This is a genomic window from Paenibacillus sp. sgz302148, from assembly GCF_056120465.1.
In genome coordinates, this window is record NZ_JBVYOJ010000014.1 from 131,364 (window position 1) to 157,034 (window position 25,671).

Sequence of the window (25,671 nt, forward strand, 5' to 3'; positions counted from 1 at the left end):
AAGACTGTTTTTGCCCCTTTATCCAGGCAATATACAGTCTTTTGCGATGAATACCGATATTCCGATCGTGATGGTACTAATCATTTAATCCTTTTCCATTGAGAATATGCTCTATATATTTTTCTATCCTTGATTCTCGTGTTTTGGATTGTTTGGGTTGGGAGAAATAAAGAATGTATGCTCTTTGCCTTCCCGGCGTCAATGCTTCAAAAGCTGTTTTCAAGGCAGCTATATTATCGAATTTATTTTGTAGTTCTTCAGGAATGATGAAATCTGTATGCTTTTTAAAATCCACTTCCAAACCGGCTTTTTCAACTTCAATGGCTTCATGAATATAGGCTTTCAAGATGGATTCCATTTCAACGATTTCTTGAACATTGGTGAACCGAATCTGGCGCGCCGCTTGAACGTTTTCCGTTTGTTGGATTAGAATCCCATGGGGATCTTGCAACAAGGCGCCTTTGTGAAACAGGAGTGCACAATATTCTTTAAATCCATGTATTAATACTATGTTTTTATTATGAAACGTGTAACAAGGATGCATCCACTTAAAATCTTCGGTCAGCCGACAGTCAAGAACGATATTTCTCAACGTCTCATATTCTTGCTTCCACTTTTTGGCTTTGATAAAAAAACCATCAACTTTACAATTGATTTTACTATTTGACATCAAGAAACACCCCCTTCAATTTTGTTTCACAATTCTGCTCGATACTTAAGCGAAAGGCTGCCGATTCTACTGGCAGCCCTAGCATAGGTTACACATGACTAAAGTGCGTTACCTCAAGTATCTTCCCGTGATCGACTGCTCCACATGGATGATCTGCGAAGGGGTGCCCTCGAACACGACCTGGCCGCCCTTGCTGCCTCCGTCCGGTCCCATATCGATGATCCAATCCGCTTGGCTGATCACATCGAGGTTGTGCTCGATGACGATCACCGTATTGCCGGCATCCACGAGGCGGTTCATGATCCCCAGAAGGTGACCGATATCCGACATATGCAGTCCGGTCGTCGGCTCATCCATCACGTAGATGCTGCCATTCTTATGCAGCTCGCTTGCCAGTTTGATGCGCTGGCATTCTCCACCCGAGAGCGTACTGAGCGGCTGGCCCAGGGTAATATAGTTCAGTCCCACATCACTCATCGCCTGGAGCTTACGCACAACCTCTTTGAGCTGGAAAAAATCCAATGCCTCCTCTACCGTCATCTCGAGCACGTCTGCAATGGACTTGCCGTTCAGCTTGTACGCCAGCACCTCTTCCTTGAACCGTCTTCCCCCGCATACTTCACATGGCAGCTTCACGCTGTCGAGGAATGCAAGGTCTGTATACACGACACCAAGCCCTTGGCAGTTCTCGCAAGCTCCCTTGGAGTTAAAGCTGAACAAGCCTTGGTTAACCTTGTTCGCGGAAGCAAACGCCTTGCGTACATCATCCATAATGCCCGTGTAGGTCGCTGGATTCGAGCGTGTTGACACGCCTACCGCCGATTGGTCGATGACGATCACATCCGGATGCCGGCTGAGGAATACTTCGTTAATCAACGTGCTTTTGCCCGAGCCGGCGACGCCCGTAACCACAGTCAGCACTCCGGTTGGAATATCTACACTCACGTTCCGCAGGTTGTGCAATGTGGCATCCTTGATGGACAGCTTGCCGGACGGCTGCCTGCAGTTTTGCTTCAGCTGGAGCGGCCGGTTCATATGGGTGCCTGTCAGCGTACCTGAATCCAGTAGGCCTTGGAAGCTTCCTTCATATACGATGGTCCCACCGCGGCTGCCGGCGTGAGGCCCGACGTCGACGATATGATCCGCCACCTTGATTACATCAGGATCATGCTCGACGACGATTACAGTATTGCCCTTGTCGCGCAGCTTCTGAAGCAATCCATTTAACCGGTGTACATCGCGAGGGTGCAAGCCAACGCTGGGCTCGTCGAAGATGTAAGTGACATCCACCAGACTGCCGCTCAGGTGCTTCACCATCTTGACGCGCTGCGACTCGCCGCCCGACAAAGTATCCGTCTCACGGTCCAACGTCAAGTAGTCAAGTCCGATATCCACCAGATGCTGCAGCCGCTCCGTCAGCGACTTGACGACAGGTGCGGCTTTCGCGTCATCAATCTCCTGAATGACTCGGATGAGCTGTCCGACCTCCATGGAAGACAGCTGTGCAATGTTGTGTCCATTGATTCTGCAATTTAGCGCGGCCTGACTGAGTCTCGCGCCGCGGCAGCTGGAGCATGTACCCTCCGTGATGTACGGCGCAACAGATTGTTGTGTGCGCTCGGACATCGTCTTCAAATCTCGCTTGATATACTTGTTGGTGAACTTCTCGATGAAGCCTTCCACCGTAATGTTCATTGTTTTCCCGCCGAACTGTGTCGCCACTTTTCTCGCCTTGCCGTACAGCAGCTGTTCGAGCTCCTCCTCCGAATAATCGCTCAGCTTCTTGTCGGGATCGAACGGCCCCAACTGTAAGATCATCGTCCAATCAAAGCTGTCCACCGTATAGCCCGGCAGCATGATTGCCCCTTCATTCAGCGACTTTGACTTGTCCATCGCCTTGCTCATGTCGACGCACAGACTACGACCGATCCCGTGGCACTCGGGACACATGCCTTGCGGATCGTTAAACGAGAACTTGTGCGCTTGTCCAACATAAGGCTGACCCACACGAGAGAATAGAAGACGGAGAATGGGAGAAATATCGGTAATCGTGCCCATTGTGGAATGGGAACCGCCACCAAGCCGCTTCTGGTCCACAATAACAGCCATACTCAGGTTCTCGATCGCGTCCGTATCCGGCTGCGGGTAGCGTGGCAGGAAAGTGCGCACGAACATGCTGAAGTTTTCGTTCAGCAGACGCTGGGATTCAGATGCGATGGTATCGAAGACGATCGATGATTTGCCGGATCCGGATACCCCGGTGAAGATCGTGATCTTCCGCTTGGGAATGCGCAAGGATACATTCTTGAGATTGTTTTCCCTCGCGCCCGAGATGACGATATACTCCTGATTAGATTCGCTCATGCTCAACACCCTTCCGATCTTGTTAATTTCAACTCAATTATTCACATTATACCATTCATCGTGCATAGAAAGTCGGGACCCGAATCGACAAGAACTTGTCAGATGATCCGAATCAACATCAACCGGCTGCAAACTCATGCAGCCGGTTGATATTGATTCGGGGCAAGCAGGATCAACTATCGTACCCAATTTTTTGTATCGAATGTGGTTATTGTTCCAACGCCTTTTCAAGCTCGCCGCACCATTTACTCCAGCCAAACTTAGCGCCTGCGAGTGTTGCGAAACTGAAAACGGTGTCCTACGACGGCCTTAAATTCGAACTCCAGAACTTGTTGTAGAAAGCCACCCAATCTTGAATTTCTCGGAGTGGAGAGGCGTTTAGCCTAAATCGCGTTTCTCTGCCGACTTTTCGGTCAATTACCAAGCCGGCCTCTTTAAGGATTGTCAAATGCTTGGATACCGCCGTACGGCCCATTGAAAACTGTGCCGTTAATTCATGAAGCGGTATCTCCTCTGCCTCTGCTAACAAACGAATCAGCCGGCGTCTAGTTGGATCGGCAATCGCGTCAAACACATCCCGCAACTGGTTGTTATCGCTCACAACACCCTCTCCTATATTCTTATCTCGATTCCTTAATCGGACACCAATGGGTGTCACTTTGATTATAGGTCACCATTTGGTGTCTTGTCAACAGCGTTTTAAACTTCACATGAAACTGTTAGTCAGCTATGTGTGTCAACTGTTCGTGAACCATATGGTGAATGCGAATCTTATCATAAAGCACTTGCACACCGTTTTAAGAGGTTAGCCTCAGTAGGCAGATAGACGCCACATGATGAAAAACACAAAAGCACCCATCTCAAGGGCGCTTTATTTGTTGTCTTTCCCCAAATGTGAGGAAAGACGGGTAATTATCATTAGTCTCCTCGAAGGAGACATGCTATTCGAATCAGGGGTCTTCTTTATCTTGTGAAAAAAACATATTCTCGGCGATATATCCCTGATCCGTTTTCAGCTTCTCGATCATGCCGCGCAATTGCTCGGTCGTTGCGGTGGACGTCAGGCCGATATTCAACGTACCTTTCAGCTCGTTTACATGCAACTCCTGTATTTTGTAGGTAATATTCGGTGGCGTTGTGTGCTTTAGGTCTGCCATATGATTGTCGAGCTTCTCTTTGAGCTGGTTATCCAGATGATCCTTCAACTGAGCCTGAAGCTGATCGCATAGGTCGCTTGGTAACGGCCCGAAGAGTTGATCCTTCAAACGTTGATTTTCCGCCTCCAACTCGCATTGCTTATACTCCAGCATGGCGATCCTTTGCTCGAATCGGCATATCCAGGAGTGCAGAGCAGCATTTGCATCATACATGATGCCTCCTCCTTCAGGTATGCAAAAGATGTGATTTACAGCCGCCGATTATTCGGATACAGGGTGGGGGGGTGGCACAATCCCTTCCTCCTCCGGAACTACGGGGGCGGTCTTTTCATTCACACCTTCCGCAATCTGGATCGCCCTGTTGTCCGACAAAATGTTGCAACCGATATTGAGGGCACCCAGGTTGGCGATGGAGTTGATTTTAATATGGTTAATATAAAATTTCATCGCTTGCGCTCTCCTATACAAGGTTGCTGTTTCCCTGGTCGATGATATCCGGATCCAGAACGCTGTTTCGGTCCGTATTAACGGATGATGAGGCATCCCCGATGACAGCATTGCCGCCGACTGCTTTGGAATTTGCCGCATTTCCGCGCAACAGGTTATCTCCGAAATTGACGACGCCGCCAGTAGCGACTTGATTGATCCTAATGTTAAAAATGTTAAATACGTTCGGCATAAAGCTCATCCTTTGGGCCTTTTGACCGCGAAATATCGGTCGTCTGCGCGCTTGTGGCAAGGTTACGATGTTTGAAAGAAGCTCGCGTCTCACGGATCCGATAGCCGGGCTGCTCTTGCAGGAGGGTATCGGGCTTTCCGGAAAACCACGGAAAAGCCGTCTTCGTCTGTTTCATCCGATCACGCCCTCTTTCATTCACTCTTCGTGCTGTAGTGTATTCAATTGTCTGGGCACCTGTGTCTCAAGTCGAAATATTGGATGCGGAAGGCTCATGCACCATAAACAAATTTCCGTTCGGATCGGAAAAACGGCAAAATCGACCTACAGCTCCAGCATCCTCGATCTCAGTGACAGAAACGCCTGATGTTCTCAGGTACTGAAGAAGCTCGTCCATCTCATGGACTCGAAACCCGATGAAAGGCGTGGCTTCGTCGCCGCGATATACATTTAAGTTCGTTTTGAATTGCGAACGCCACATTAGGATGTTTGGCCCCGGCTCCCTGTCAAGAAAGACAAGATCCGGGTTGCCCGGCAAGGTCTTATTGAAGCCCAAGATGTTCACATACCAGTCTGTCGTCTGTTCCAAATCAAAGACTGGCATTTCGATGTATCGGATACCTTCGACCAGCGGATCTTCGTCCCTGCTTACCGCGTCAGGTAGTTGATGCACCATGAAAAAGTTGCCATCCGGATCGTCAAAGTAAAAGAAACGACCATGCTCATAGCTAACGATCGGCTCAAGCGAAACTCCACCCTCCTTCATATGACGGTGAAGTTCTTCGATTCGCGTCGTTCGAAATCCAGCTGCCTGTTTGCGCTCACCCCCAAGGTGGAACGCCGCTCGAGCAGGCTGGTTCGTACCAAGCAGCAGCACATTCGGCCCTTCCGGAAAGTCGATAAAACCGAGATCGTCATGCGGTCTTCCCGATATTTTCGCTCCAAGATGCCGCTCGTACCAAGCCAGCGACTCGTCCATCCGAGTTACCGGCAAATGGATGTAGGCGATATGCCCTTGAAAGTCTTTTTTGGTCATCTTATTCCCCCTATGTGGCTCGCAACGTGAGGTCCTCTGCTTGTTTCACTCTATCTATATTCTTCTCTTCAACAGCCCAAAACCGATTCCCATATGGATCGTGGAACATCATCATCGGTTCACCACCACCGGCGTCAGGAATGATTTCACCGACGACTACACCGCTTTGGATTAAATCCGATCGCAATTCCTCAATATTATCAGTAGAAAATTGAATGCTGTAGTGCGGATTCCGTTTAATGTCGCCTGTGTACCACAGACTGTTTTCATCGTCCTCTTCTCCAAACAGTAATATTTCTTGTCCGTTTTCGAGTTTAAGGCATGCAATACCCATTACCCATTCAATTTTAAATCCGAGCACATTAGCATACCATTGTATCGCTTTTTCATATTCCTCGTGATCGGGGAATTTCGAGTTACCAACCGGAATGCCTACTACAATTTTTTTCACACCAATAGCCATTCAAATTCCTCCTTATAAGAGCAGTCTATACTTATTAAACGATTGTATAGTTTACATTTTGGAATAAGCCTGTTCCATAAAATACATTTAAGCCCAGCAGTCCGCTTGAGTAGATGTTATCTCTTACATCAGCCATCAAATTTCCATTCAGATAAACTTTGATATTTTCTCCGCTAGCAACAACCTTCAAGTGGTAAGTTTTATTTCTTTCTATTTCGGTATACGTTACTTGAATGTCCTTGCCAGGTCTCCAGAGTTTGACAAAACCCGATATATCGATATTCGCACAATAAAAACCGGATGCGTTTGGTGCAGATCTGAAAACTAACGCGGCTGCTATGCCATCTTCTATGCTCAAATCCGCCTCATATGTAAAATCATCCGCCACATTGGACGATAGTATAAAACAATCGCCTGGACCAGAACCTAGAAGACCGTTATTTTCATTGGACCAGCTCCCGTTTACCTGCTTTAAGTGCTCCAAATTCGTCTTCAATTTGGTATGACAATTTTAACCTTACAAACAGCCGATAGTTCACCGGAATCGGTTACTCCCTTAACCAGAGCCAGTCCTTGTTCTAAAGCTTCAACAGATATTTTCCCATCGCCATTGTCAATCATATTTACTATTTCTTTATCTGCGGTCCATATGACCTTCTTGTTCTGGGCTGTCTCCGGAAAAACATAACTATCCAATGTTATGAGTTCGCCCGGCTTTAGAGTGGCATTTTTGGGAATCACCAAAGCGATTGGATTGCTGCTATTGTCATCATGACTCCATTCGGTTACGTTCAATTCTTTGACGGTTACTACAGAACCCCACGCCGCGGCAACACTGACCAGCATTTCCGGTAGTTTGGAAATTCCAGCATTCTTTAACTTTATATAAGGTTCATTTTCGCTGAATAGCCTTGCTTCTCCATTAACGAGAAGCAGCATATAGTTATGATCAATAATCCAGCTTATTTGGATAAACTCGTTACTTGGAATATTGCCTTGATCACCAACTCCGTATTGATTTCCGATAATGGGGTCATGGATGCGCAATTCGTTCTGGTTACACTCCCAGTTCAGGATAACCTGTCCGCTTCCGCACTTCAGACGGATATTCGTTGAATCCGTTTTGGCCATCAAATCGATTTTTACGGGTATCGAAAAATTTCCAGGGATGATGGCAACCCCACTATCGTCAGGACAAGTAATAGCAAGTCCTTCATTCGTATTTGTGAGTTCCACATTTCCGAAAGGAATTAACTGTTCAAGGTTGCTCTTAAATTCTTTCATTGGAAAACCCCTCGCCTCATTGTTATTTTTTAAAACATTACGATCACAGATAAATGTTGGAGGGTTCCTCAATTTACCCTCCATTTCGATTCCTTCACAACCTATCTTCCATATTCATACTTCTCCCTTCATATTTTTAGTGGGCATACAGTTATATTGATGCCACATGATATAGCAAATCTGACTTTTGGAAGAAAAAATCTTTTAATAGTTTTCGCAGTTGAGCAAAAAAGATCAACTGCCACGCGGCAAGCTGCTCCATTTGAAATCGACCCTCATGTATTACCTCAAAATGAACCTTTTCAACTGTGAACGAGGAACATATTTCCATCCGGATCAAAGAACTTAAAAAAGACTGACCAATCATCCTTATCCAATACAGATACCCGTACATTTTGTTCTTTCATTCGATTATATAGCTCGTGAACATCTGGGTTCGTAAATGTAACGATTTGTTCCGTTTCTTTGTTTTTTGTAAAATTGCAATTCTGACCATCATTCGTCCTAACAAGAATAATGAACGGTCCTTCAGTTAAATTTAGCCTTGCAACTCCTTCATTCTCGTCAATATATTCGTTGTGCAATCCGAGTACATTGGCGTACCATTCCGTAGACGTATGAATATTAGTCACCGGGATTTTGATGTAATGGATTTTCATCATCATTGTTCCTCCAAGTATAGTTTGTTTTATTAACTAAGCTGGCTGATGAACATCAAACATATTCCTGAAAGGATCATAGAATGTAAAGAACTTGCCTATACTGCCTTCATCTATGATCTTCCCTACTTCCGCTCCTAATTCTAGTAAGTAATTATGAAATCCTTCTATATTTTTCACCCTAAACCCGATTGTATAATGGTCTTCTCCATTTACAAGGAACGTTGAAGTCGTGTTATCTTTTGTCATTACTAAAAATAAGCTTGGTCCCATTGCGAAATCAACATATGCCCGTTCCTCGTTTCTGAATCCAAGCTTTGCTCCCAGCTTGTTACAATACCAATCTATGGCTTGTTCTAAATCTGAAACTGGAATTTCAGTGTATTCAATACCTTCGATGTAATGTTGTATCATTTATTTAATCCTTTCGGTTTTGATAATTATTGTTTCTTATCCGCCCTTCTATAATTTCATTTATTTGTTTCATATGTCTTTGTTCATGCAAGTACAGTGATTTAACCCAATCAATTAATAACATCTCTTTAAAGACTGGGTGTATAAAATGTCTCTTACTCAGCACTGACGGGTCTTCTACTGTATTTAATAGTTCATGTAACTTCTGTCTTGAATTGATTAGTTTCTCAATGATCTCTTGATATTCTAAAAATTCATCCGTTGGTTTAGCAATGTCAGGAGCATCTAATTTTTTACTTCTATCAAGCAGAAATTCTACTGGTTTATTTTCTATAAATGAATCTTCTTTGCTCTTTAACCCTTTCTTTATTGCTACGACATATAATTCTTCAGTCTTAAATAGGTGTTGACAAACTTGACTAATACTCCAACTGTTTAAATCTTTCTGTTTGTTTAATTGATCTCCACTCAATCCAGTAAGAATTCCAAACAATTCGTCTCTTGTCTCTTTTAATTTTTGAATAATTTCTTGAAGCTCCATAGAAAACTCCCTTTCTTTAATATTTTGCGGATATTTCCTATAACGTTACCGTGTTAACGACGCCCATTCACCCTAAGCTGCACGAGTTGTGCGATCCGCACGATCTCAGCCGGCCGCGACTGCGGTTGGTCAAAAGTTCATTTCTTCAATTTGTTTTTTATGGTGATCGTCGTGATGTACAAATATCTTCACATAGCTATCTATAGATAATTGCATTTTTCCCTTCCCAATGGTAAAAAGAATACTCGGATCATAAATCTCTTCGATTTTCTTAATCATCTCTCTTCGCGTCTCTACAAATTGGTTAATCAAAGACTCGATATCATTAAATAATTTCGCCTTTTCAATTGCTACATTATTGTATGAATCAAAATTAACAAATGCAGGTAGTTGTGCGCCATCCTTGATTAGAGGAATCATCTTGTCAATACTGTATACATCCCAATTCCAAAGGTGACATATCAGTTCTTTCAACGTCCACTTCCCGGGAGCTATTGGGTTTAGCCATGCGTCTTGAGTAAATTTATTCTTTAATGATTCAACATAAACAATAAATTCCGCAAATTGATTCAACATTTTACTAGACATCTTGAATCCCCTTTCAAAACTATTAAGCATGGATTTCTTATAACGTTTTCGTGTTCACGACGTCCCACCGACTTAAAGCTCCGTAAGGAGCCGGCCGCGATGCGGTTAGTCGGTGCGGATGTGTCCGCTGAATCTGCTTCCTTGATGCTGAAATGCCGCCCCGAATCGACTTCTAACTTCTTGCGGACCGAGGGGGCTAGTCCCCCGATGAGTGAATACATTGTTAGGTGAAGTTAATCCCATCCTCGAATTTCCCATAAAATGTTAAATCTCTTAACTACATTTATCCTTTAAATGGCTCATGTACCACAAGCATATTTCCATTAATATCAAAAAATTTGAAATCCATTCCTTCTCCTCTTTCTTCACGTACATCACCAATTTTGACTCCTTTTGCTTTTAAACCCTGCAATAGTTTTCTTATATTTCCGGATTCCATTCCAATAACGGGACATAAGCCATCATTTAATAAAAAATGAGCATTTGTTTCATTTCTAGTTTCACGCAGAAAAAAATGTGGACCTTCCGGTAACTCAAGTATTGCCATCTTATTATCATTACGCTTCCATCGAATAATAAACCCAAGATTAGTCGTATACCACTCTATCGATTCTGATAGATTTTTAACGGGCACCATAACATGTGATACTCGATTTAACATGCGCTCTTCCATAAGATATACAACTCCCAGTTATGTATTTGATAAATCTTGTCTTTTATTCTTTCAGTAATTTCATCTAACGTTCTTGTATCTACGAACCCTCACCACCTTAAAGGAGCGTTAGCGACTGGCCGCAGCGCGGTTAGGTGGTGCAGGGTTGTCTGCTTGATCCAACTTCTTTGAAAATTCCTCGGGCAGACCAAGGAGCTTTAGCGACGCAGCGTAGATACGGTGTTAGGTGATGTCCTCCGCATCTATGAATCTGCTAGTTTATCTTCTTTATAGGCTTTGTATAAGTCATTTAATTTTCCTGTTGTTTTGTCGATTTCTTCATAAAATATCTCTTTGTATTCTTCTAATACCTCATCAACTCCAAAGCCATACCGTTCATAAGAATCAATAATTAGTTGTCTCACTTCATGTATTTCATTATTGATAATTAATAAAAGTACTTGTCCTGTTAGATTATCGTGTTCATCTTCAGGCGCTCCCATACGTATCAAACCAACGGGATCTAATGCATTTATGATACCTCTTACTAGCAAAAAGTAATTGGAATATTTTTTCTTTAGAAAATCTCTCTCCGTTCTACTCAATGACGTTCCCAAATAAACACCCTCACTCGTTTGTGTTTAGTTTTTAATATCTTTATCAACTAATTTGGAGGATTTCGCCTAACGTATTATTTGCGAACTTCGCGCAATCATGTTCTATGAATGTATTCGCGAATTACGTAAAATAACCTTTTTTGGATAATTTCAAATAGGTAATAATTCCATGAATACTCCCGCCACTTACCTTTGATCTCGCTTCGGTTGAAGTGGGGGTTTCTGATGTCTCAACCTGGTTATTTCAGGATGCTTAACCTCAGTGGAGTTGACACGTTGATGGCCTGATTACCATCCAACCCCTCTATCCCATTCGCTTCTTGTGCGGAGACGTTTGGGAATACTTTGCGCATAATGTTCGCCGCTCCATTGACATCGGCGTTTAATAGACCTTTCGCACTCTGGTACAGTCCGCGGCAGATTCGCTTTCCCAAGAAAGAGCCTGTCCTCGCTTCGCCATAACGCGGTAAGGGATCTTGGTCCAAGAAGCTCGCTTTCGAGGTGTAAGCTTCTTCGGTCAGGATGACCGCTATCCCCTGTTCTTCCGCTTTATACCGGATCATGCTGATCAGCATCTGATGCGGGATATGACAGAACGACTGATTGTTTCGCTTTCCCATAGCGGCTTCTTGCTTCCATCCGTCGTTATGACCGATGACGATGGTGCTCACCTGTTGTTCCACGGCCATTTTGACTATGTGATGANTTTCCCATAGCGGCTTCTTGCTTCCATCCGTCGTTATGACCGATGACGATGGTGCTCACCTGTTGTTCCACGGCCATTTTGACTATGTGATGACTGGCTTTGTGAAACAAGTCTTTGATCCGGTGATGGCGCCTCAGATGCAATCGTTCCAATCGTTTGGACGTGTACACGCCTTCTCGTGGTTTCTTACCTTGACGAAGAATCCCGGTATAGTGCGCTTTCATCTTGTTATAATACTGATTGATCGCTTTGACGATCTTGCCCTTCACGATCATCGGTTTCGAACCGGTTGTCGTGACGATGGTTGCAAGATTGTCAACGCCCAAATCAATCGCCAGCACATGTTCTTGTGCTTCTTCCTTTTTTTGTCTAGGGCAAGCAAAAACCATTTCGACCACATAATTTCCATGGTGGGGCACGACACGCACCTGCATCAACTGGCCGACGATCCGGCCTAGCTTGCCGATGCTCAGCTGCAGTTTGGTCTTGGGAAGCTTGAGAAATCTTCCTCCTTTGATCACACAATCCTGATTGGAGAACACGACTTCTTTCGCTTTGCCCCGAGCATATCCCGGAATATGAGGTTTTCCGGTGTACTTCTCCGGATTCTTTCGGTAATCCTTCATGCTGGAGAAGAACGCCTTCCAGTTTTGGAATACGACCTTCATGATGCCTTGACTGCTCTGTGTTGGGAGTGCGCGATAATCCGATTGCTCCATCACTTTGAACAATGAGTCCAGGAAGGGATAAGACACAAAAGGCTGCACCTGCGAAGGCAGATCAAACGGACGGGAACGGTTCTTCTCGCTCCGTCGTTCGTTCATCGCACCGATATGCGCTGCCAGCGTATCCATAACTTGTTGCTGCAACGGCTGTAATCCCTCTTGCTTCTTCCATGCGGTAAAAACCTGCCTGATATAAAAGTTCGTCGTGTTATACAGGCTTTTGGCGTTCTGACATGCTTCATCTAGGTAAGTAAACAATCGATGGCCGGGCTTGATACATACTTGATAGGTCCTGTACAGTGACTCTGCATCGGGCATGACTTTCACCTCCTCTCCCATTCAGAATGCGAATATACGTTCTTCTTTATTATATCGCTACTAAAAGAGGAGGGAAAGGACAACTTGCTGGTGTATTCAAGAAGTCGCCGATTCACCTCGCCACTTGCAGAAGTGGGAGTACTCTCGACGGAAATATGATAGAACAAAATTTACACTTCAGCGACCGACCATTTTTTAATAGTTTACATTTTGCTAATTAACCACTTCACTGCGTCCAAGAGGTCTTCCGCAATATAGTCGGGTACTGCCTGATCGTACCACTTATCACGATAATTCTCTAAAGATGATTTCCCCCAACCAGTCTTTACCAGAATTTTCTTGGCTCCGACCGTTGCTGCCGCTAGCATATCTGTCGAACCCACATCACCAATAACAGCACAGTGCGTAAGGTCTAGTCCATGTTCTTTTGCCACCTTTAGGAGCATTCCGGGTCTTGGTTTATGGCAATCACAACCATCCTCTGGCTCGTGTGGACAAATGTAAGAGGCATTGAACCCTAAGGATTCAAATTCATGAATAAAATCTTGTTCAGAAGCAAGACCTTTCGCGATGTTATGCTGATTGGTAAGGGCTATAATTTTAATTCCCTGATCCTTTAATAAGTTTAATGCTTGTATTGAAAAAGGATATGGCTCAAAGTCGTGAGGATGAATAAAACGACCGGCTCCTCCAATAGTACCATCACGATCTACAAACACTGCTTGAAGGGATTGCATGAATTAGCCTCCTTAAATCAGATAATCGCACCTTATCATTACTTACCATATTATGGCGTGTTTGTTGCGCTATAGTTTCCTTTTAATTCAAAAAAATAGGGGCTTTAATTTATCACTTGCATCTCTAATCATTCTTAGCAGTTTGTTCATTTCATTCAATGTGATCGGTTAGCCTGCTTCACCTTCTATATTTGTCTGGGATTGATACCATCCCGCTTGTCTGAGATACATCTCAGCGTAAACACCCTTAAACGCCATGAGTTCCTGGTGCGTACCTACTTCTGCAAGCCGATGATCATGAATAACAAAAATGCGATCCGCCAAGCGGCAAGAAGCCATCCGATGGGATACCATCATTGTGATTCTTCCAGCAGCCATCTGTATAAAACGATGAAATACTTCCGCTTCCTGAATCGGATCGAGTGCTGCAGTCGGTTCATCCAAAACAAGTAATTGCGGGGAACGCATACATCCGCGTGCAGTAGCAAGACGCTGCCATTGTCCTCCTGACAAATCAGTGGTTTGCGGAAATTCCTTACCTAAACGCGTTTCGTATTGATCAGGCAGCCCTGAAACAAACGTGTCGGCTCCTCCCTTCTCTGCTGCTGACGCAATGCGTTCTTCATCATCGAGAAATGCTGTCTCGCCAAAGCCGATATTGTCTTTCACTGTATACTGAAACGCATAAAATCCTGCATCACAACCGAAAGGTTGGCGCGAAAGGATGGCAGATCCAGCGAATTTAAAGGGATCCCGTCATACGAAATCGTTCCCTCTGTCGGTTCATAAAGTCCGAGCAATAGCTTTACAAACGTCGATTTTCCTGCTCCATTCTCCCCGACAATCGCGATTTTTTCGCCAGGGCGAAGTTGACAGGTCATATCGCGGAAAACCGGGTTCGGACTGCCGGGATACGTAAAACCGAGCCCTTCCACCTGTATGCCCATCTTCAGCGGAACAGGAAGCTGCTTTGTATCGGTCGTCGTTTCTTCTTCCGCCGTATCCAAAAAGCGGAACAAATCGGCTACATACCGCGCCCCTTCAACGGAGTGTGACAGGTTCATCAACACGGTTCGGAATGTATCCTGAAAAGTTCGAATCGCCACTAAAGTTGCAGCAAATGCGCTAACGGCCAGATCGCCGCGCATAACAGCATAAACGGCTAACACAATGGATAACCCATAAGTAACTGCTTCGGTAGTGAATGTACTATACAGAAGCTCTAGCTTGATGTTTTTGCGTTCAAAGGCCCACCGCTCATCCCGCAGTTCTTCCCTTAGACGACGCCTTTGGTTCATAAAATAATCGGTCAGCTGAAAAGCTCGCAGCTCCTTCGCCTCGTGCCGACTCACGAGTACATGAGAAAAATATTGCAAAATCCGCTGACGCGGCGACTGGAACCAAGTCATTTCATAAAATTGTTTGCCTCGAATAAAGCGTAATACGGTGATTGGAATCGCAGCAATCACACAGCAAAGCCCGAGCCATGGACTAAAAGAAATGACAACTCCGGCAATCGTTGCTGCGGTAAGCATATATTGCAGCGACTTTGCCGCCCGGCGCAGAAATCCGACAAATTGGCCGGAAGTTACGACGGAGCGAGCTTGTTGAAATTGCACATAAAAATCCGCCTGCTCAAAATGCTCCAGACGTACTTTTTGCACCTTTGCGAATACCCGAAGATCCAGAGAAGCAACCAAACTGCGCTGAATGTGTCTGAAAATAACATCTACGGCCATATTGATCAGGGGTTCGATCAGCTGCGCAATCGCGGCATACATAATGGCGATCATCAGAAACGCTGAAAATTGGCTTTCTCCGGAAAGAAAACGGGCGCCAACATCGAACAAATCAGCCAGTAACAATACGCTGACGGCAGGGATAAGGCCTTGACCGATCAGGAGCACCCAATAAGCGATAAAGGATACAGGACGGTCTTTGCCTAACATACCGATGAGCCGGATATAAATGCCGACCACCGAATAGGTTTTGTGATCCAAATCGTTATTCATGATTTGACCTCCTCATACCATTCTGCCTGGGCTGCGTACATCCGGGAATAAAGCCCTTTCGCGACCCTAAGCTCCGAGTGGGTGCCCTCCTCTGTAACCGTTCCCTCATCCAGTACGATAATCCTGTCACAAGTATGAACTGAACCAAGACGATGCGTCACTAATATTGCCGTTTTCTCATGCAATAAATCAGTCAGATGTTCATATAGTCTTGATTCCGCCATTGGATCAAGCGCTGCCGTCGGCTCGTCAAACACAAGCACCTGGGCATTGCGCAATAATGATCGACTGATGGCGATTTTTTGCCATTGTCCGCCCGAAGGCTCATGGCCATCCGGCAAAAGTCGGCCGAATGGCGTCTCATATTGTGCAGGCAGCTCTTCGATAAATTCACCCGCTCCCCCGGCTGCAGCCGCTTCTTTCACAGCCGCTAGGTCATTCATTCGCTCTAATTGGCCAAATCCGATATTTTCTTGAGCGGTTAACGTATATTTTCCGAAATCTTGAAACACGACTGACATTGCTTGGCGCAGACTGTCTTCATTCATTTGCTGCAAATCGATGCCATCAATGAGAATGCGCCCGGAATCAGGTTCATACAAACCAAGCAGCAGCTTGATCAACGTGCTTTTGCCCGAACCATTCGTACCGACTAAAGCGACACGCTCTCCGGGCTTAATATGTAAATTAATATTTTGCAAGGCCGGTCTGTCCTCGCCTGGGTATGTAAATGAGACTTGATCGAAAAGAATACCTTGTTGCATCGGTTGCGGAAAACGTTCATTCCCGCTGGCTGTCCGGGAAACGGGCAATGCGAACGCTTCTTGCAGTTCACTCAAGTACTCATTATGCTCGCCTATACCGCGGAATGCATCACCGATATCCGTGATCTCCGTAAACAAAGGCAACGCAGCCACAATCAATGCAGCGAATTGGCCCACATCTCCCCCAGTCTCCCGCAGCTGCCAACCGAATAGTAGAATACAACCAAGCAAAGCGACAGATTGCGGCAGACGTACTATAAAAATTCGCCAAGTCAAGGATGCATCAGAGAACAGCCTTTTTCGTTGAATAAACTGAAACCACCGATTCCACCGTGAAATCAATTCCTTTCTTAAACCAAATAGACGAATTTCCATGGCTGCTTGCCGATCGGAAAGAAGATTTCCGGCGTAACTTTTTTCCCGTTCAGGGACACTCATGGTCCGCTCGTTTTCGCGAAATCGCTTACCTAATTTGGTTTCAACATGAGCGGTTAACAGTACAAATATGACCAGCAACGGACCGATCCACCATACTGTACTCCCGATGTAAATCATTAATAATAGCGCCTGCAATACGTATCCGACGAAGACGATGAGGTTCTCGCAAATGTCTCTAACCGTTCCGGCAGGATTTGCGGTTCGAGAAATGAGATCATGTGTATGGGGATCTTCAAACTGTTGTAAGGACATCGATCCAAACTTTTTTAAGAGAGGTTCATCCAAGTTTGCTTCTAAACGCTGTTGGTACCAATAATCGATCATGGAAGTCAAGAAATGAAATCGACCTAGAAAATATGAAATAATCAACAACGAAATCCAGATCCAAGTTGCGCCCCAAGTGGCATTGGGCTCGCTTAATGCATTTACAATTTCACCAGTCGCAAGAGCTACCAATAAGGGAACAACCGAATATAATACATTTTGCAACATCATCATGCCGAATGGCAGCTTGGCATGTCGCAGCACGATTCTCAACATCCATAACAACGGGGCGTAACGTTTGAAAATTTTCACATCCTCCTTTATGTTGTTTTTCCCATATTTTATCTAATGGCTCTAATATTACAAAGGGATTATTTTATTATTGCTGAACTATCCTTCGTGCTCTTCCCGATGACTCACTGCCACGGCCGTCCGTTATCGAAAAAAAACCATCGTCTGTTTGACGATGGCTCAGATTTTTCTTCTTCTCCTAAATCGTACTCGATTCTTTCCTTAAATTAACCTCAACGATTCCAACTCTCGATAAACTTGCTCTGCAGCACAGTCCGGGTTTAGCATTTGAATCATCTCAATCGTTATAGGAACACCCTCGTAAATTTTTTTAACAATTCCTACTGGCAGTGCTAATTCGAAATAATCATTCGCGAATTGCACAAAATCTTCTGGTGTTTGATAAATCGCACCTATTAAAAAATCTGAACCATCACCTGCACCTTTCGGCATTTTAACTTTTCCCTTCTGCCACCTAGAATCACTATTTTTACGCCATATACAAAAAGTCACATCATCTTTTTCAATTCCTTCATGTTCAAGTAGAGATAATAATTCGTACGGTACGTTATCGTAGATGCCTGGCCATACCTTATGTTCGTCTTGTGCGTACGGGCTAATTTGAGATTCATGATCAAAACCCTTTATAATGGCGCCTTCAGCGGAAAACAAAATGATAAGATGATCTCCTGCCCCATTATTTATTTTTGCCATACAAACTCCATCATCCCATTCTTGAACAAAGCTATGATAACGAAGCCATTCCGTTTCACAAAGAATCGTATTTAGAGCTGCTTGAACGATCATTAGCTTTTTTAAGTTCCCCGGTCCGGGTAAATGTTCCAACGCATTCATAACTGTACACCTCGCCTATTAATCTATCCTTCCAGTGGGGTAACCCTCACGTTGCGGTTTCGCCCAAAAGTTCAACTCTTCAGGGAAATTCGCACCTGCCCCAACTGCAAGCTCAAGCACTTCTCCCTTGGCATGACTTAAAAGATGCTGACGCCATCGCTTGCTTATCAAAGATACGTATTAATTTCTGTTTTTCCACCTATTCCCCACCTTTCTATAGCCCTGCCTAGGACTTGATCGCAAACGCTGTCAATGATGCCTGCTCCAACGCAACTTTTCGCTGCACGGATGATGGCGGATAGCCCATCACTTTTTTAAATACTCTGTTGAAATAAGCTTGGTCGCTATAGCCAAGATAGTCGGACACTTCGCCGATCGTCATCTTCGTATTCAGGATCAAATCTCGCGCGGTATGTACGCGGACCTGGTGCAAATAATTGATGGGCGTCATCCCGACAATTTCTTTGAACGCCTGCGTGACGTAATTCGGCGCCCGGTCTACGAGCTCAGCGAGCTCCTGTATGCGGATCGGTTCCCGGTAGCGGTCGAGAATGTAGTCCTGAACCTCTCTCATCAACCTAACCTTCATGGTGGCAAACCGCTCCTCCACGGTTCCCTCGGCGAAATAGCCGAGCAACTCGAGTGCGATGCCGGTGCATATAAGCGTTGATTGAGTTTTTCGCCCAAACCAATGTTGGAGCAATACTTCGAATCGCTGCTTCACATAATCGAAGCTGCGGACAGGTACGTTTCGGTATGTGCCGAACGTCCCGGCGGGAAGATGCCCCGGTTCCCCGAGCGTGAAATGGATGGAATATTTCTGATGCGGCCCATCCGGGGCATTCGCGGCCGATCGGATGACTCCCTTCGGAATATACAAAAACTGCCCTTTTTCCACTCGTATGTCCATGCCGTTCAGCGTGTAGATCACGCTCCCTTGCACGACAAGAATCAGGATGTCCGTCAGTGTCGCCGCCTCTTCCTTCGCCAATCCGGAGTGATGTCGTCAAAGTATACGGAAACAAGCTCAATCACGTTCGATCCGCCCCCCTCTGCCACAAAGTATACATTAGAATCGTACAAATAAAAGTAGTTTTTTCAATCGCTTTCAGACTTCGTAAGTCTTACAATTAGAGCCAACAACCAATAAGGGGCTGATTCCGGTGGCTGTGCACCCAGTCGCTTTAGCAGAGGCAATACCTCCAGGCACGTTCAAAATCGTGGAAATCGAACATCGCTCGATCGGCGTTTATAACGTGAAGGGGACGTACTACGCGGTACATAATTACTGTCCTCATCAAGGCGCAGAATTGTGCAAAGGACCGGTAGGCGGAACAACGCTTGAATCACAGGTGCACGAATTCATTTACGGCCGGGACAAAGAAATTTTGCGCTGCCCATGGCATGGCTGGGAGTTTGACCTAAAGACCGGCAAGTCGCTTTTCAACGAGAAAGTCAGAACACGAAGCTATCCGGTTGTAGTGGAAAACGGTATGGTCGGTATCGTAATCGGTCAGAAAATAACGGAGGCGGAGGATCTATGAAACAGCAAAATGAAAAATTGCCCGTCATCGACTGCGACGTACACAATCAATTCCGTAGCGGACACGATCTTGTACCCTATTTGGCGGAGCCGTGGCGCAGCCATGCAGCCAAATTCGGCGTGCCCAGTTCCGGCTTGCCCTATTCCTCCCCGATCGGGAACAAGCGGAAGGATGCCGACCCGCCGAGCGGCCTGCCTGTCGGCTCTGATCCCGATTTCATGCTCTCGCACTATGTGGAGCCGTTCAACGTGGAATGCTCTGCTTTGCTCCGACGCGACGATCGGTGTGTCGTCTTTTGCCGATCCCGATTATGCATCCGCCATTTGCAGCGCCTACAACGACTACCTGATCACAGAGTGGCTCTCCAAGAGCCCGAAATTCAAAGGTTACATGTGCATAGCGACGCAAGATCCTCAGCAGGCCGCCCATGAAATCGACCGGATCGGTCCGCATCCGGATATCGTCGCCGTCACGATATCAGGCGGCTCCCGTATGCCGTACGGACAGCGGTTTTACCATCCGATCTACGAGGCTTGCCAGCGACATAACCTGCCCCTGATGCTCCATCCCGGCACTGAAGGAAGCGGCACATACAATGCCCCGACCGCTGTCGGTTACGTTTCGACTTATTTGCAATGGCATACTTGCCTTCCTCAGACGTTCATGGCACATCTCGTCAGCTTCGTCTGCGAAGGTGTGTTCGAGAAATACCCTGGCCTTAAGCTCGTGCTCTGCGAAGGCGGTGTAACTTGGCTTCCCCCGCTGCTGTGGAGGCTGGACAAAAACTTCAAGGCGCTGCGGATCTCGGCACCCTGGTTGAAGCGGATGCCGAGCGAATACGTGCGCGACCACGTCTTTTTCACGACACAGCCGATCGAGGAGCCGGACAATCCGAAGCATCTGGAGGCGATGTTCGACATGTTCGACGCGGAGAACATGCTGCTCTTTTCGAGCGACTACCCCCACTGGGACTTCGACGACCCGACGAAAATTTTGCAGCGTTTTCCTCTGGAAACGCGGCGGAAAATTTTCAGCGAAAATGCGAGGCAGCTGTTCCGGCTGCCCTAGACTGCTGACGCAAAAGGTACGAATGGCGCGGGTGACCTCACCAGACTTATTCGGTTCATAACGAACGGTATACATCGATCAGGCGCCCCGCCCCTTCGCGCAATTGCTGCTCATTCAGATAAGAGTAACTCATACGGATCCAAGATTTGCATTCCCTGAGCGGATCACATATGGAACCGGGTACGAAGGAAACGGATTGCTCGATGCTTCGGCTTAGAAGCTGTTCCATCGGGGTGGGCTCCGGCAGCTTGATCCACAAGTTAAAACCGCCCGTCGGGCTCGACCATGACCAGCCCGCTTCAGACAATGCGTCTTCCAGCGTTTCCTTGCGGATCGCGAGCGCAATCCGAAGCTTCTCCACATGCTGCTGCATCCGTTCGGAAAAGAAATAATGCAAGAAGATTTTTTGGTTGAGCAGCGGCGTCCCGCTGTCCGACAACGATTTGGCCTTCACGAAATAATTCATGAGCGACGGGCGGCAAGCGATCATGGCGATGCTCAACCCGGGAGCGATATATTTGCTGTAACTGCGAATATATATCGTCCACCCGGCCGTGTCATAGGCAAATAACGGCAGTGGCGGCTCTTCGCCGAAATAAATATCCGGATAAGGGTCATCCTCTATCAGCAAACATTGGTATTGGTGGGCCATCTCGACCAGCCTCTTCCGCTGCTCGGCCGGAACGGTATAACCTGTCGGATTTTGAAAGGTAGGATTGATATAAAAAAGCCGCGGCTTATACGTCTGCATCGCCTGCTCGACCTGATCCAAATCGTAGCCGTACCGATGAATCTCGACCGGGACGATATGAGCTCCTTGTCTTCTGAATATATCGATAGCCGGGCTGTAAGTAGGCCTTTCCAGCAATACTGTATCTCTCGGCTTGACCAGCACTCTGGCGATCAGATCGATGGCCTCTTGCGAACCGCACGTGATCAACAATTCGTCTGCAGACAGGTAGAAGCGGTATCGGTTTGTCAAATAACGGCATAGAGCATGCCGAAGCTCCTGATCTCCCTGTGTTGTAGAGTAAGTGCCGAGCACTTTCGGGTATAGATCGAACACCTTTTTCACATATTCCGAAAAATAAAGATTCGGCAGCAAATTCGGATCCATCACGGCTTTGGAAAATTGATACGTTGCCTCCACCTGATGAATTTCGGACAGGCAGCTTTCATGAACGTAAGCGGAAACGATCGGATCATCCTGCGCATCGATCTGCATCATCCCGCCCGGCTGAACGTAAAAGCCGGATTTGTCCTTCGCGTACACTTTCCGATTTTCCTTCAGCAATTGATATGCTTTATATACCGTTAACCTGTTCACGTTAAATTCGGCCGCCAGCGCGCGTACGGAAGGAAGCTTATCGTGAGCCTTCCAATCCCCTCGCCGGATCCGTTCCATGACATAGTCATAGATTTGTTCAAACAGCTTATTCGAATGGACGTTCGAAAGAGCCTCCCTCTTCATGTAGCTCCGCCCCCTTTTCCCCATTATAGCCGATGGTCCCGAATTCTGTTCTATCCAATTTATTCTGTTCTATTTCTCCCCCCTTATGATAGGCATACAAGGAGGAATTGCAACATGGTTATTTTCAATTACATCGTCATGTGCTTGATTTTCGGGACAACGTTTTTGGCTGTCAAAATGGGGGTGGATGCAGGGGCGCCGCCGTTTTTCTCCGCAGGCATCCGTTTTTTTCTCGCGGGAGGCATTTTATTTCTGTGGATGGTATGGAAAAAAAAGGCGAGGTTTTCGCTTATTCTTCGCAAAGAGATGCTTCTTACCGGTACCTGTTTGACCTTCGGCGTGTTTTCAACATTGTATTGGGCCGAGCAGTACTTGAGCTCCGGCATTGCCGCGGTATTGTCGGCAACGGCTCCGCTTATGATTCTGCTGCTGCAAACCGGCATAACACGCCAAAAGCTCTCCGTCCGCTCATGGACGGGTTGTCTCGCCGGAACGGCCGGCGTCGTGCTGCTGCTTCTGCCCGGCACCATTGCTACGTACAGCAAGCTGTGGATGCTGGGCTGCGCCGCTGTTTTGATCGGCCAAGTGTTTTATTCCGCCGGCGCCGTATATTCCCGCAGGGTCGTGCAGCGGTTCTCAGACACGTCTCCCATCGCCTTGAACGCCGCTCAAATGATGTACGGCGGAGCGATGCTTCTCGTTTTGTCGATGGTTGCGGAGAAGCCGGACCTCAAGTCCATGCTTGCCCCCAATGCGATTTTGTCGCTGGTTTATTTGATCGTTGCAGGTTCGATGATGGGGCACACGATATTCTACTGGCTTATCGCCAAGACGAACCCCGTCTTTCCGTCCACGTGGCTCTATATTTCGCCATTGATTGCCCTTGCTCTCGGCGTCGTCTTCTATCATGAGCCGCTTTATTTGGTATCGGTGGTCGGGGGTATAACGATAATCGTCGGTATCGTTCTGGTTAACCTGGATCACTTGCGCCAACTGGCCGATCGCAAAAGAACCATGCCGATTCAATAAGCTTTATCCGTGTAAAACGAACATTTTCATACTATGCTTTGACGTTTCTATCATTTGCCTGTAGCATATTCAACTTGTCCGACATCTTATGAAAAAGAGTTCCGTGTGAGGGAGGTAATGCGACCTATGAATATTTTTTGGCACGAGATCATTTTGCCGTTGCTTCTTAAATTCAGACCGAAAAGAATTGTGGAAATCGGCGCGTTATATGGGCAAGTAACGACAAAATTATTGGAACAATTTAAACATGGCAATGAAGAGATTTTCGTGATTGACCCTGCTCCCGCATTTGACGTACACGCATTGCAGGCCGCTTATGGAAACAAATTTCATACGTTCAACGATTATAGCTTGAATGTGTTGCCGCAGTTCGACGAATACGATTTTGTGCTTATTGACGGCGATCACAACTGGTATACGGTATATCATGAACTCAAGACGATTGAGACGATGGCCAGACAAAGAGGGAGTAAATTCCCGGTCGTGCTTTGTCACGATACGGAATGGCCGTACGGTAGAAGAGACATGTATTATTATCCGGAAACAATCCCGGAACAATTCAGAAAGCCAAATGCGAGGATGGGCGTAGTTCCCGGTAGATCCGAATTGGTCGAGGGTGGAGTTAACGGAGGATCCTTTCATGCAATTTACGAGCATGGCGAGAGAAACGGGATATTAACCGCCATAGAGGATTTCTTAAAAGAAACGGAGCTGGAGATCAGCTTGCATCGAATTGTACCGCATCATGGACTTGGCATATTATTGCCGAAAACGGATGACAACGATCGTTTCATAAAGGAACTGATTTCAAAATCGGGGTTATAGTGCTCCCGCAAAGCCGCGTTTTACGCGGCTTTTTATCTTGGCAATATCTAAATCGGCGCCGGCATTTCAAATTGATTCAAATTCGTATGCGGGTTGTTTTCCCAGATTTGTTTTCGTATATTGTCCTTTGGTATATTCGGAAATAACCTGTTCCCAGAACAATATAGAAGGAATATTGCTCTCGATTTGCGCAACAATCCATTTTCCCTTGAACTTGTCAAAAATTTGATAAGCAGCTAATCGACCGATCCCTTGTTTCTGATGCTTTCTTAAGATAAAGAACTCTGATATTAGCCATTTAATTCCTACTCCTTCAAGCCGCTCAAACTCTCTAACAAAAACAAAGCCTGCTAATTTTCCTTCGGCATAAATAAAGAAAGGATGACGTTCTTGTTCCGTCCAGTAATGGTCCAAATAGCGATAGCCGAATAGACCGAATTCGTTGATTTCGATAGTATCTAGGTACAGACTCAATTCATACATATAAAGCTCTACTAGATTTCGTAAGGTTTCTTTTTTATCGTAGGTCACTAGTACAAGTTGAATATTCATCCGATATCACCCATCCACTTTTGAGATATGCAAATTGTATCATCGAACCATCTAAGAAAGTGTGTAGAAAACAAATTAATTGAACTTCACTGCCGGCAATGGGCTAAGCGCGCTAATAGCTTGCTCATACCGAAAAGCTAACGCACTTGTATTGATGAACCTGCTGGAATCCCAGTCGTTGCGCCAATTTTTTCGACGCTACGTTATCCAATGAACAATCCCAGTAAGGGGTAAATCCATTAGCAAAGATCTCCTCTACGAGCATGTTTGCTAAATGAGTTCCTACTCCCTTATTCTGATAATTGGGGAGGGTCTCAATTCCGATTGCATGCGTGTCTTCTGTAACAAAACTAGAATAACTCAAGCCAATGATCTCCGATCCTTGAACTGCGGCAAAACCGAATCCTTTATGCGAAAAGTCATCTATGGTTGACCAAAATTGAAGAATATGGTCTTTTACAAATTCCAAATTACTAAATTCTTGATCTTCCCATTCATCTGATCTTAGATTCATTATTTTGAACCTCTTAGCTTCGGATACAGGGGGCTTATGAAATAACTTGAATACCATTTGTTCGAATTGGTGCAGGTCCCTTGTGGAAAATATCGATTGCAGGTCCCATTGATTGTGATGGCCTGAAACTTCAAAACGGTCTAACCCCTGTTCTCTCATCCTCGGTACTATGCTGCTTGATATAAAACCATCCAATGATTTGATAAATGCTGGATTGGTATGATCTCCAATGAAGTAAAACCCTAGAATCCCCTTGCTCCACACTAATGCACTCCTTGGTTGGTCAATTTGATCGGCAAATATCCAACCAGGATTATTGCCCTCGATAATGGAAACAATTTCTGGATGTAGATGGCCGCCGTTTAGTAGTGGTTTTACTTGATAAAAAGCCTCCCGGTGTAATTCATGCATGCAATGCCCCCCTTACTTCCTGTGCT

General features: G+C 45.8%; 30 protein-coding genes and 1 pseudogene. 4 read left to right on the forward strand and 27 right to left on the reverse strand.

Annotation, left to right across the window (positions count from 1 at the left end):
* Positions 1 to 76 precede the first annotated feature (76 nt).
* From AC0LWM_RS20950 to AC0LWM_RS21065, 24 genes and pseudogenes are all read right to left on the reverse strand, one after another.
* The gene (locus AC0LWM_RS20950) at positions 77 to 670 is read right to left on the reverse strand and encodes a YdeI/OmpD-associated family protein (protein WP_474676936.1); all 594 of its coding nucleotides are present in this window, start codon (positions 668 to 670) and stop codon (positions 77 to 79) included.
* A 108-nt stretch (positions 671 to 778) separates the two neighbouring features.
* The gene (locus tag AC0LWM_RS20955; protein ID WP_474676937.1) at positions 779 to 3,034 is read right to left on the reverse strand and encodes an ATP-binding cassette domain-containing protein; all 2,256 of its coding nucleotides are present in this window, start codon (positions 3,032 to 3,034) and stop codon (positions 779 to 781) included.
* 298 nt (positions 3,035 to 3,332) lie between these two features.
* On the reverse strand, positions 3,333 to 3,635 hold the full coding sequence (locus tag AC0LWM_RS20960) for an ArsR/SmtB family transcription factor (protein ID WP_474676938.1): 303 nt from the start codon (positions 3,633 to 3,635) through the stop codon (positions 3,333 to 3,335).
* Positions 3,636 to 3,984: 349 nt separating this feature from the next.
* Positions 3,985 to 4,404 carry a spore germination protein GerPC gene (gene gerPC, locus AC0LWM_RS20965; RefSeq protein WP_474676939.1) on the reverse strand — a complete coding sequence of 140 codons (420 nt, stop codon included), beginning with the start codon at positions 4,402 to 4,404 and terminating at the stop codon, positions 3,985 to 3,987.
* A 48-nt stretch (positions 4,405 to 4,452) separates the two neighbouring features.
* Entirely contained in the window at positions 4,453 to 4,638 is a 186-nt protein-coding gene (locus AC0LWM_RS20970; RefSeq protein WP_474676940.1) for a hypothetical protein, read from the reverse strand.
* 13 nt (positions 4,639 to 4,651) lie between these two features.
* Complete coding sequence (locus AC0LWM_RS20975) at positions 4,652 to 4,870, reverse strand: spore germination protein (protein WP_474676941.1); 219 nt, start codon at positions 4,868 to 4,870, stop codon at positions 4,652 to 4,654.
* Entirely contained in the window at positions 4,854 to 5,045 is a 192-nt protein-coding gene (locus AC0LWM_RS20980; RefSeq protein WP_474676942.1) for a hypothetical protein, read from the reverse strand. The genes AC0LWM_RS20975 and AC0LWM_RS20980 overlap by 17 nt, the downstream gene beginning before the upstream one ends.
* Before the next feature lie 66 nt (positions 5,046 to 5,111).
* On the reverse strand, positions 5,112 to 5,903 hold the full coding sequence (locus AC0LWM_RS20985) for a VOC family protein (RefSeq protein ID WP_474676943.1): 792 nt from the start codon (positions 5,901 to 5,903) through the stop codon (positions 5,112 to 5,114).
* Positions 5,904 to 5,913: 10 nt separating this feature from the next.
* Entirely contained in the window at positions 5,914 to 6,366 is a 453-nt protein-coding gene (locus tag AC0LWM_RS20990) for a VOC family protein (RefSeq protein WP_474676944.1), read from the reverse strand.
* 34 nt (positions 6,367 to 6,400) lie between these two features.
* The gene (locus AC0LWM_RS20995) at positions 6,401 to 6,850 is read right to left on the reverse strand and encodes a hypothetical protein (protein WP_474676945.1); all 450 of its coding nucleotides are present in this window, start codon (positions 6,848 to 6,850) and stop codon (positions 6,401 to 6,403) included.
* Positions 6,851 to 6,858: 8 nt separating this feature from the next.
* Positions 6,859 to 7,650 (reverse strand): Ig-like domain-containing protein, encoded by a 792-nt coding sequence (locus tag AC0LWM_RS21000; protein ID WP_474676946.1) that lies wholly within the window; start codon positions 7,648 to 7,650, stop codon positions 6,859 to 6,861.
* A gap of 302 nt (positions 7,651 to 7,952) precedes the next feature.
* Entirely contained in the window at positions 7,953 to 8,312 is a 360-nt protein-coding gene (locus AC0LWM_RS21005) for a VOC family protein (RefSeq protein WP_474676947.1), read from the reverse strand.
* Positions 8,313 to 8,345: 33 nt separating this feature from the next.
* The gene (locus AC0LWM_RS21010; RefSeq protein ID WP_474676948.1) at positions 8,346 to 8,723 is read right to left on the reverse strand and encodes a VOC family protein; all 378 of its coding nucleotides are present in this window, start codon (positions 8,721 to 8,723) and stop codon (positions 8,346 to 8,348) included.
* Positions 8,724 to 8,727: 4 nt separating this feature from the next.
* Positions 8,728 to 9,264: a DinB family protein gene (locus AC0LWM_RS21015; protein ID WP_474676949.1), complete on the reverse strand. Its 537-nt coding sequence runs from the start codon at positions 9,262 to 9,264 to the stop codon at positions 8,728 to 8,730.
* A gap of 129 nt (positions 9,265 to 9,393) precedes the next feature.
* Complete coding sequence (locus tag AC0LWM_RS21020; protein WP_474676950.1) at positions 9,394 to 9,852, reverse strand: DinB family protein; 459 nt, start codon at positions 9,850 to 9,852, stop codon at positions 9,394 to 9,396.
* Positions 9,853 to 10,135: 283 nt separating this feature from the next.
* Positions 10,136 to 10,525: a VOC family protein gene (locus AC0LWM_RS21025; protein WP_474676951.1), complete on the reverse strand. Its 390-nt coding sequence runs from the start codon at positions 10,523 to 10,525 to the stop codon at positions 10,136 to 10,138.
* Between the two features lie 242 nt (positions 10,526 to 10,767).
* Entirely contained in the window at positions 10,768 to 11,121 is a 354-nt protein-coding gene (locus AC0LWM_RS21030) for a hypothetical protein (RefSeq protein WP_474676952.1), read from the reverse strand.
* Between the two features lie 239 nt (positions 11,122 to 11,360).
* Positions 11,361 to 12,870, reverse strand: a pseudogene (locus AC0LWM_RS21035) (RNA-guided endonuclease InsQ/TnpB family protein).
* 203 nt (positions 12,871 to 13,073) lie between these two features.
* Positions 13,074 to 13,607 (reverse strand): HAD-IIIA family hydrolase, encoded by a 534-nt coding sequence (locus AC0LWM_RS21040; protein ID WP_474676953.1) that lies wholly within the window; start codon positions 13,605 to 13,607, stop codon positions 13,074 to 13,076.
* A 168-nt stretch (positions 13,608 to 13,775) separates the two neighbouring features.
* Entirely contained in the window at positions 13,776 to 14,276 is a 501-nt protein-coding gene (locus AC0LWM_RS21045; RefSeq protein WP_474676954.1) for an ATP-binding cassette domain-containing protein, read from the reverse strand.
* Positions 14,273 to 15,619: an ATP-binding cassette domain-containing protein gene (locus AC0LWM_RS21050; protein WP_474676955.1), complete on the reverse strand. Its 1,347-nt coding sequence runs from the start codon at positions 15,617 to 15,619 to the stop codon at positions 14,273 to 14,275. Before AC0LWM_RS21050 ends, AC0LWM_RS21045 begins: the two co-directional genes overlap by 4 nt.
* A complete protein-coding gene (locus tag AC0LWM_RS21055; protein WP_474676956.1) occupies positions 15,616 to 17,397 on the reverse strand; it encodes an ABC transporter ATP-binding protein in 1,782 nt (593 codons plus the stop codon). Before AC0LWM_RS21055 ends, AC0LWM_RS21050 begins: the two co-directional genes overlap by 4 nt.
* A 201-nt stretch (positions 17,398 to 17,598) precedes the next feature.
* Entirely contained in the window at positions 17,599 to 18,231 is a 633-nt protein-coding gene (locus tag AC0LWM_RS21060; protein ID WP_474676957.1) for a hypothetical protein, read from the reverse strand.
* A 226-nt stretch (positions 18,232 to 18,457) separates the two neighbouring features.
* Entirely contained in the window at positions 18,458 to 19,222 is a 765-nt protein-coding gene (locus AC0LWM_RS21065; RefSeq protein WP_474676958.1) for a helix-turn-helix domain-containing protein, read from the reverse strand.
* Between the two features lie 172 nt (positions 19,223 to 19,394).
* Between AC0LWM_RS21065 and AC0LWM_RS21070 the strand changes: the two genes are divergently transcribed.
* Together AC0LWM_RS21070 and AC0LWM_RS21075 are read left to right on the forward strand one after the other, a co-directional pair.
* Positions 19,395 to 19,775, forward strand: a complete 381-nt coding sequence (locus AC0LWM_RS21070) for a Rieske (2Fe-2S) protein (protein WP_474676959.1) — start codon at positions 19,395 to 19,397, stop codon at positions 19,773 to 19,775.
* A gap of 171 nt (positions 19,776 to 19,946) precedes the next feature.
* The gene (locus AC0LWM_RS21075) at positions 19,947 to 20,843 is read left to right on the forward strand and encodes an amidohydrolase family protein (protein ID WP_474676960.1); all 897 of its coding nucleotides are present in this window, start codon (positions 19,947 to 19,949) and stop codon (positions 20,841 to 20,843) included.
* A gap of 55 nt (positions 20,844 to 20,898) precedes the next feature.
* Here AC0LWM_RS21075 and AC0LWM_RS21080 read toward each other — a convergent pair whose 3' ends face one another.
* Complete coding sequence (locus AC0LWM_RS21080) at positions 20,899 to 22,314, reverse strand: aminotransferase-like domain-containing protein (RefSeq protein WP_474676961.1); 1,416 nt, start codon at positions 22,312 to 22,314, stop codon at positions 20,899 to 20,901.
* 114 nt (positions 22,315 to 22,428) lie between these two features.
* Here AC0LWM_RS21080 and AC0LWM_RS21085 point away from each other — a divergent pair, with 114 nt between their 5' ends.
* Entirely contained in the window at positions 22,429 to 23,343 is a 915-nt protein-coding gene (locus AC0LWM_RS21085) for a DMT family transporter (RefSeq protein WP_474676962.1), read from the forward strand.
* Positions 23,344 to 23,469: 126 nt separating this feature from the next.
* Positions 23,470 to 24,168: a class I SAM-dependent methyltransferase gene (locus tag AC0LWM_RS21090; RefSeq protein WP_474676963.1), complete on the forward strand. Its 699-nt coding sequence runs from the start codon at positions 23,470 to 23,472 to the stop codon at positions 24,166 to 24,168.
* Positions 24,169 to 24,234: 66 nt separating this feature from the next.
* On the opposite strand, the gene AC0LWM_RS21095 is transcribed toward AC0LWM_RS21090, so the two are convergent.
* Positions 24,235 to 24,720, reverse strand: coding sequence for a GNAT family N-acetyltransferase (locus tag AC0LWM_RS21095; RefSeq protein ID WP_474676964.1), 486 nt, complete (start codon positions 24,718 to 24,720; stop codon positions 24,235 to 24,237).
* 124 nt (positions 24,721 to 24,844) lie between these two features.
* Entirely contained in the window at positions 24,845 to 25,645 is an 801-nt protein-coding gene (locus tag AC0LWM_RS21100; protein WP_474676965.1) for a GNAT family N-acetyltransferase, read from the reverse strand.
* Positions 25,646 to 25,671: the final 26 nt, after the last annotated feature.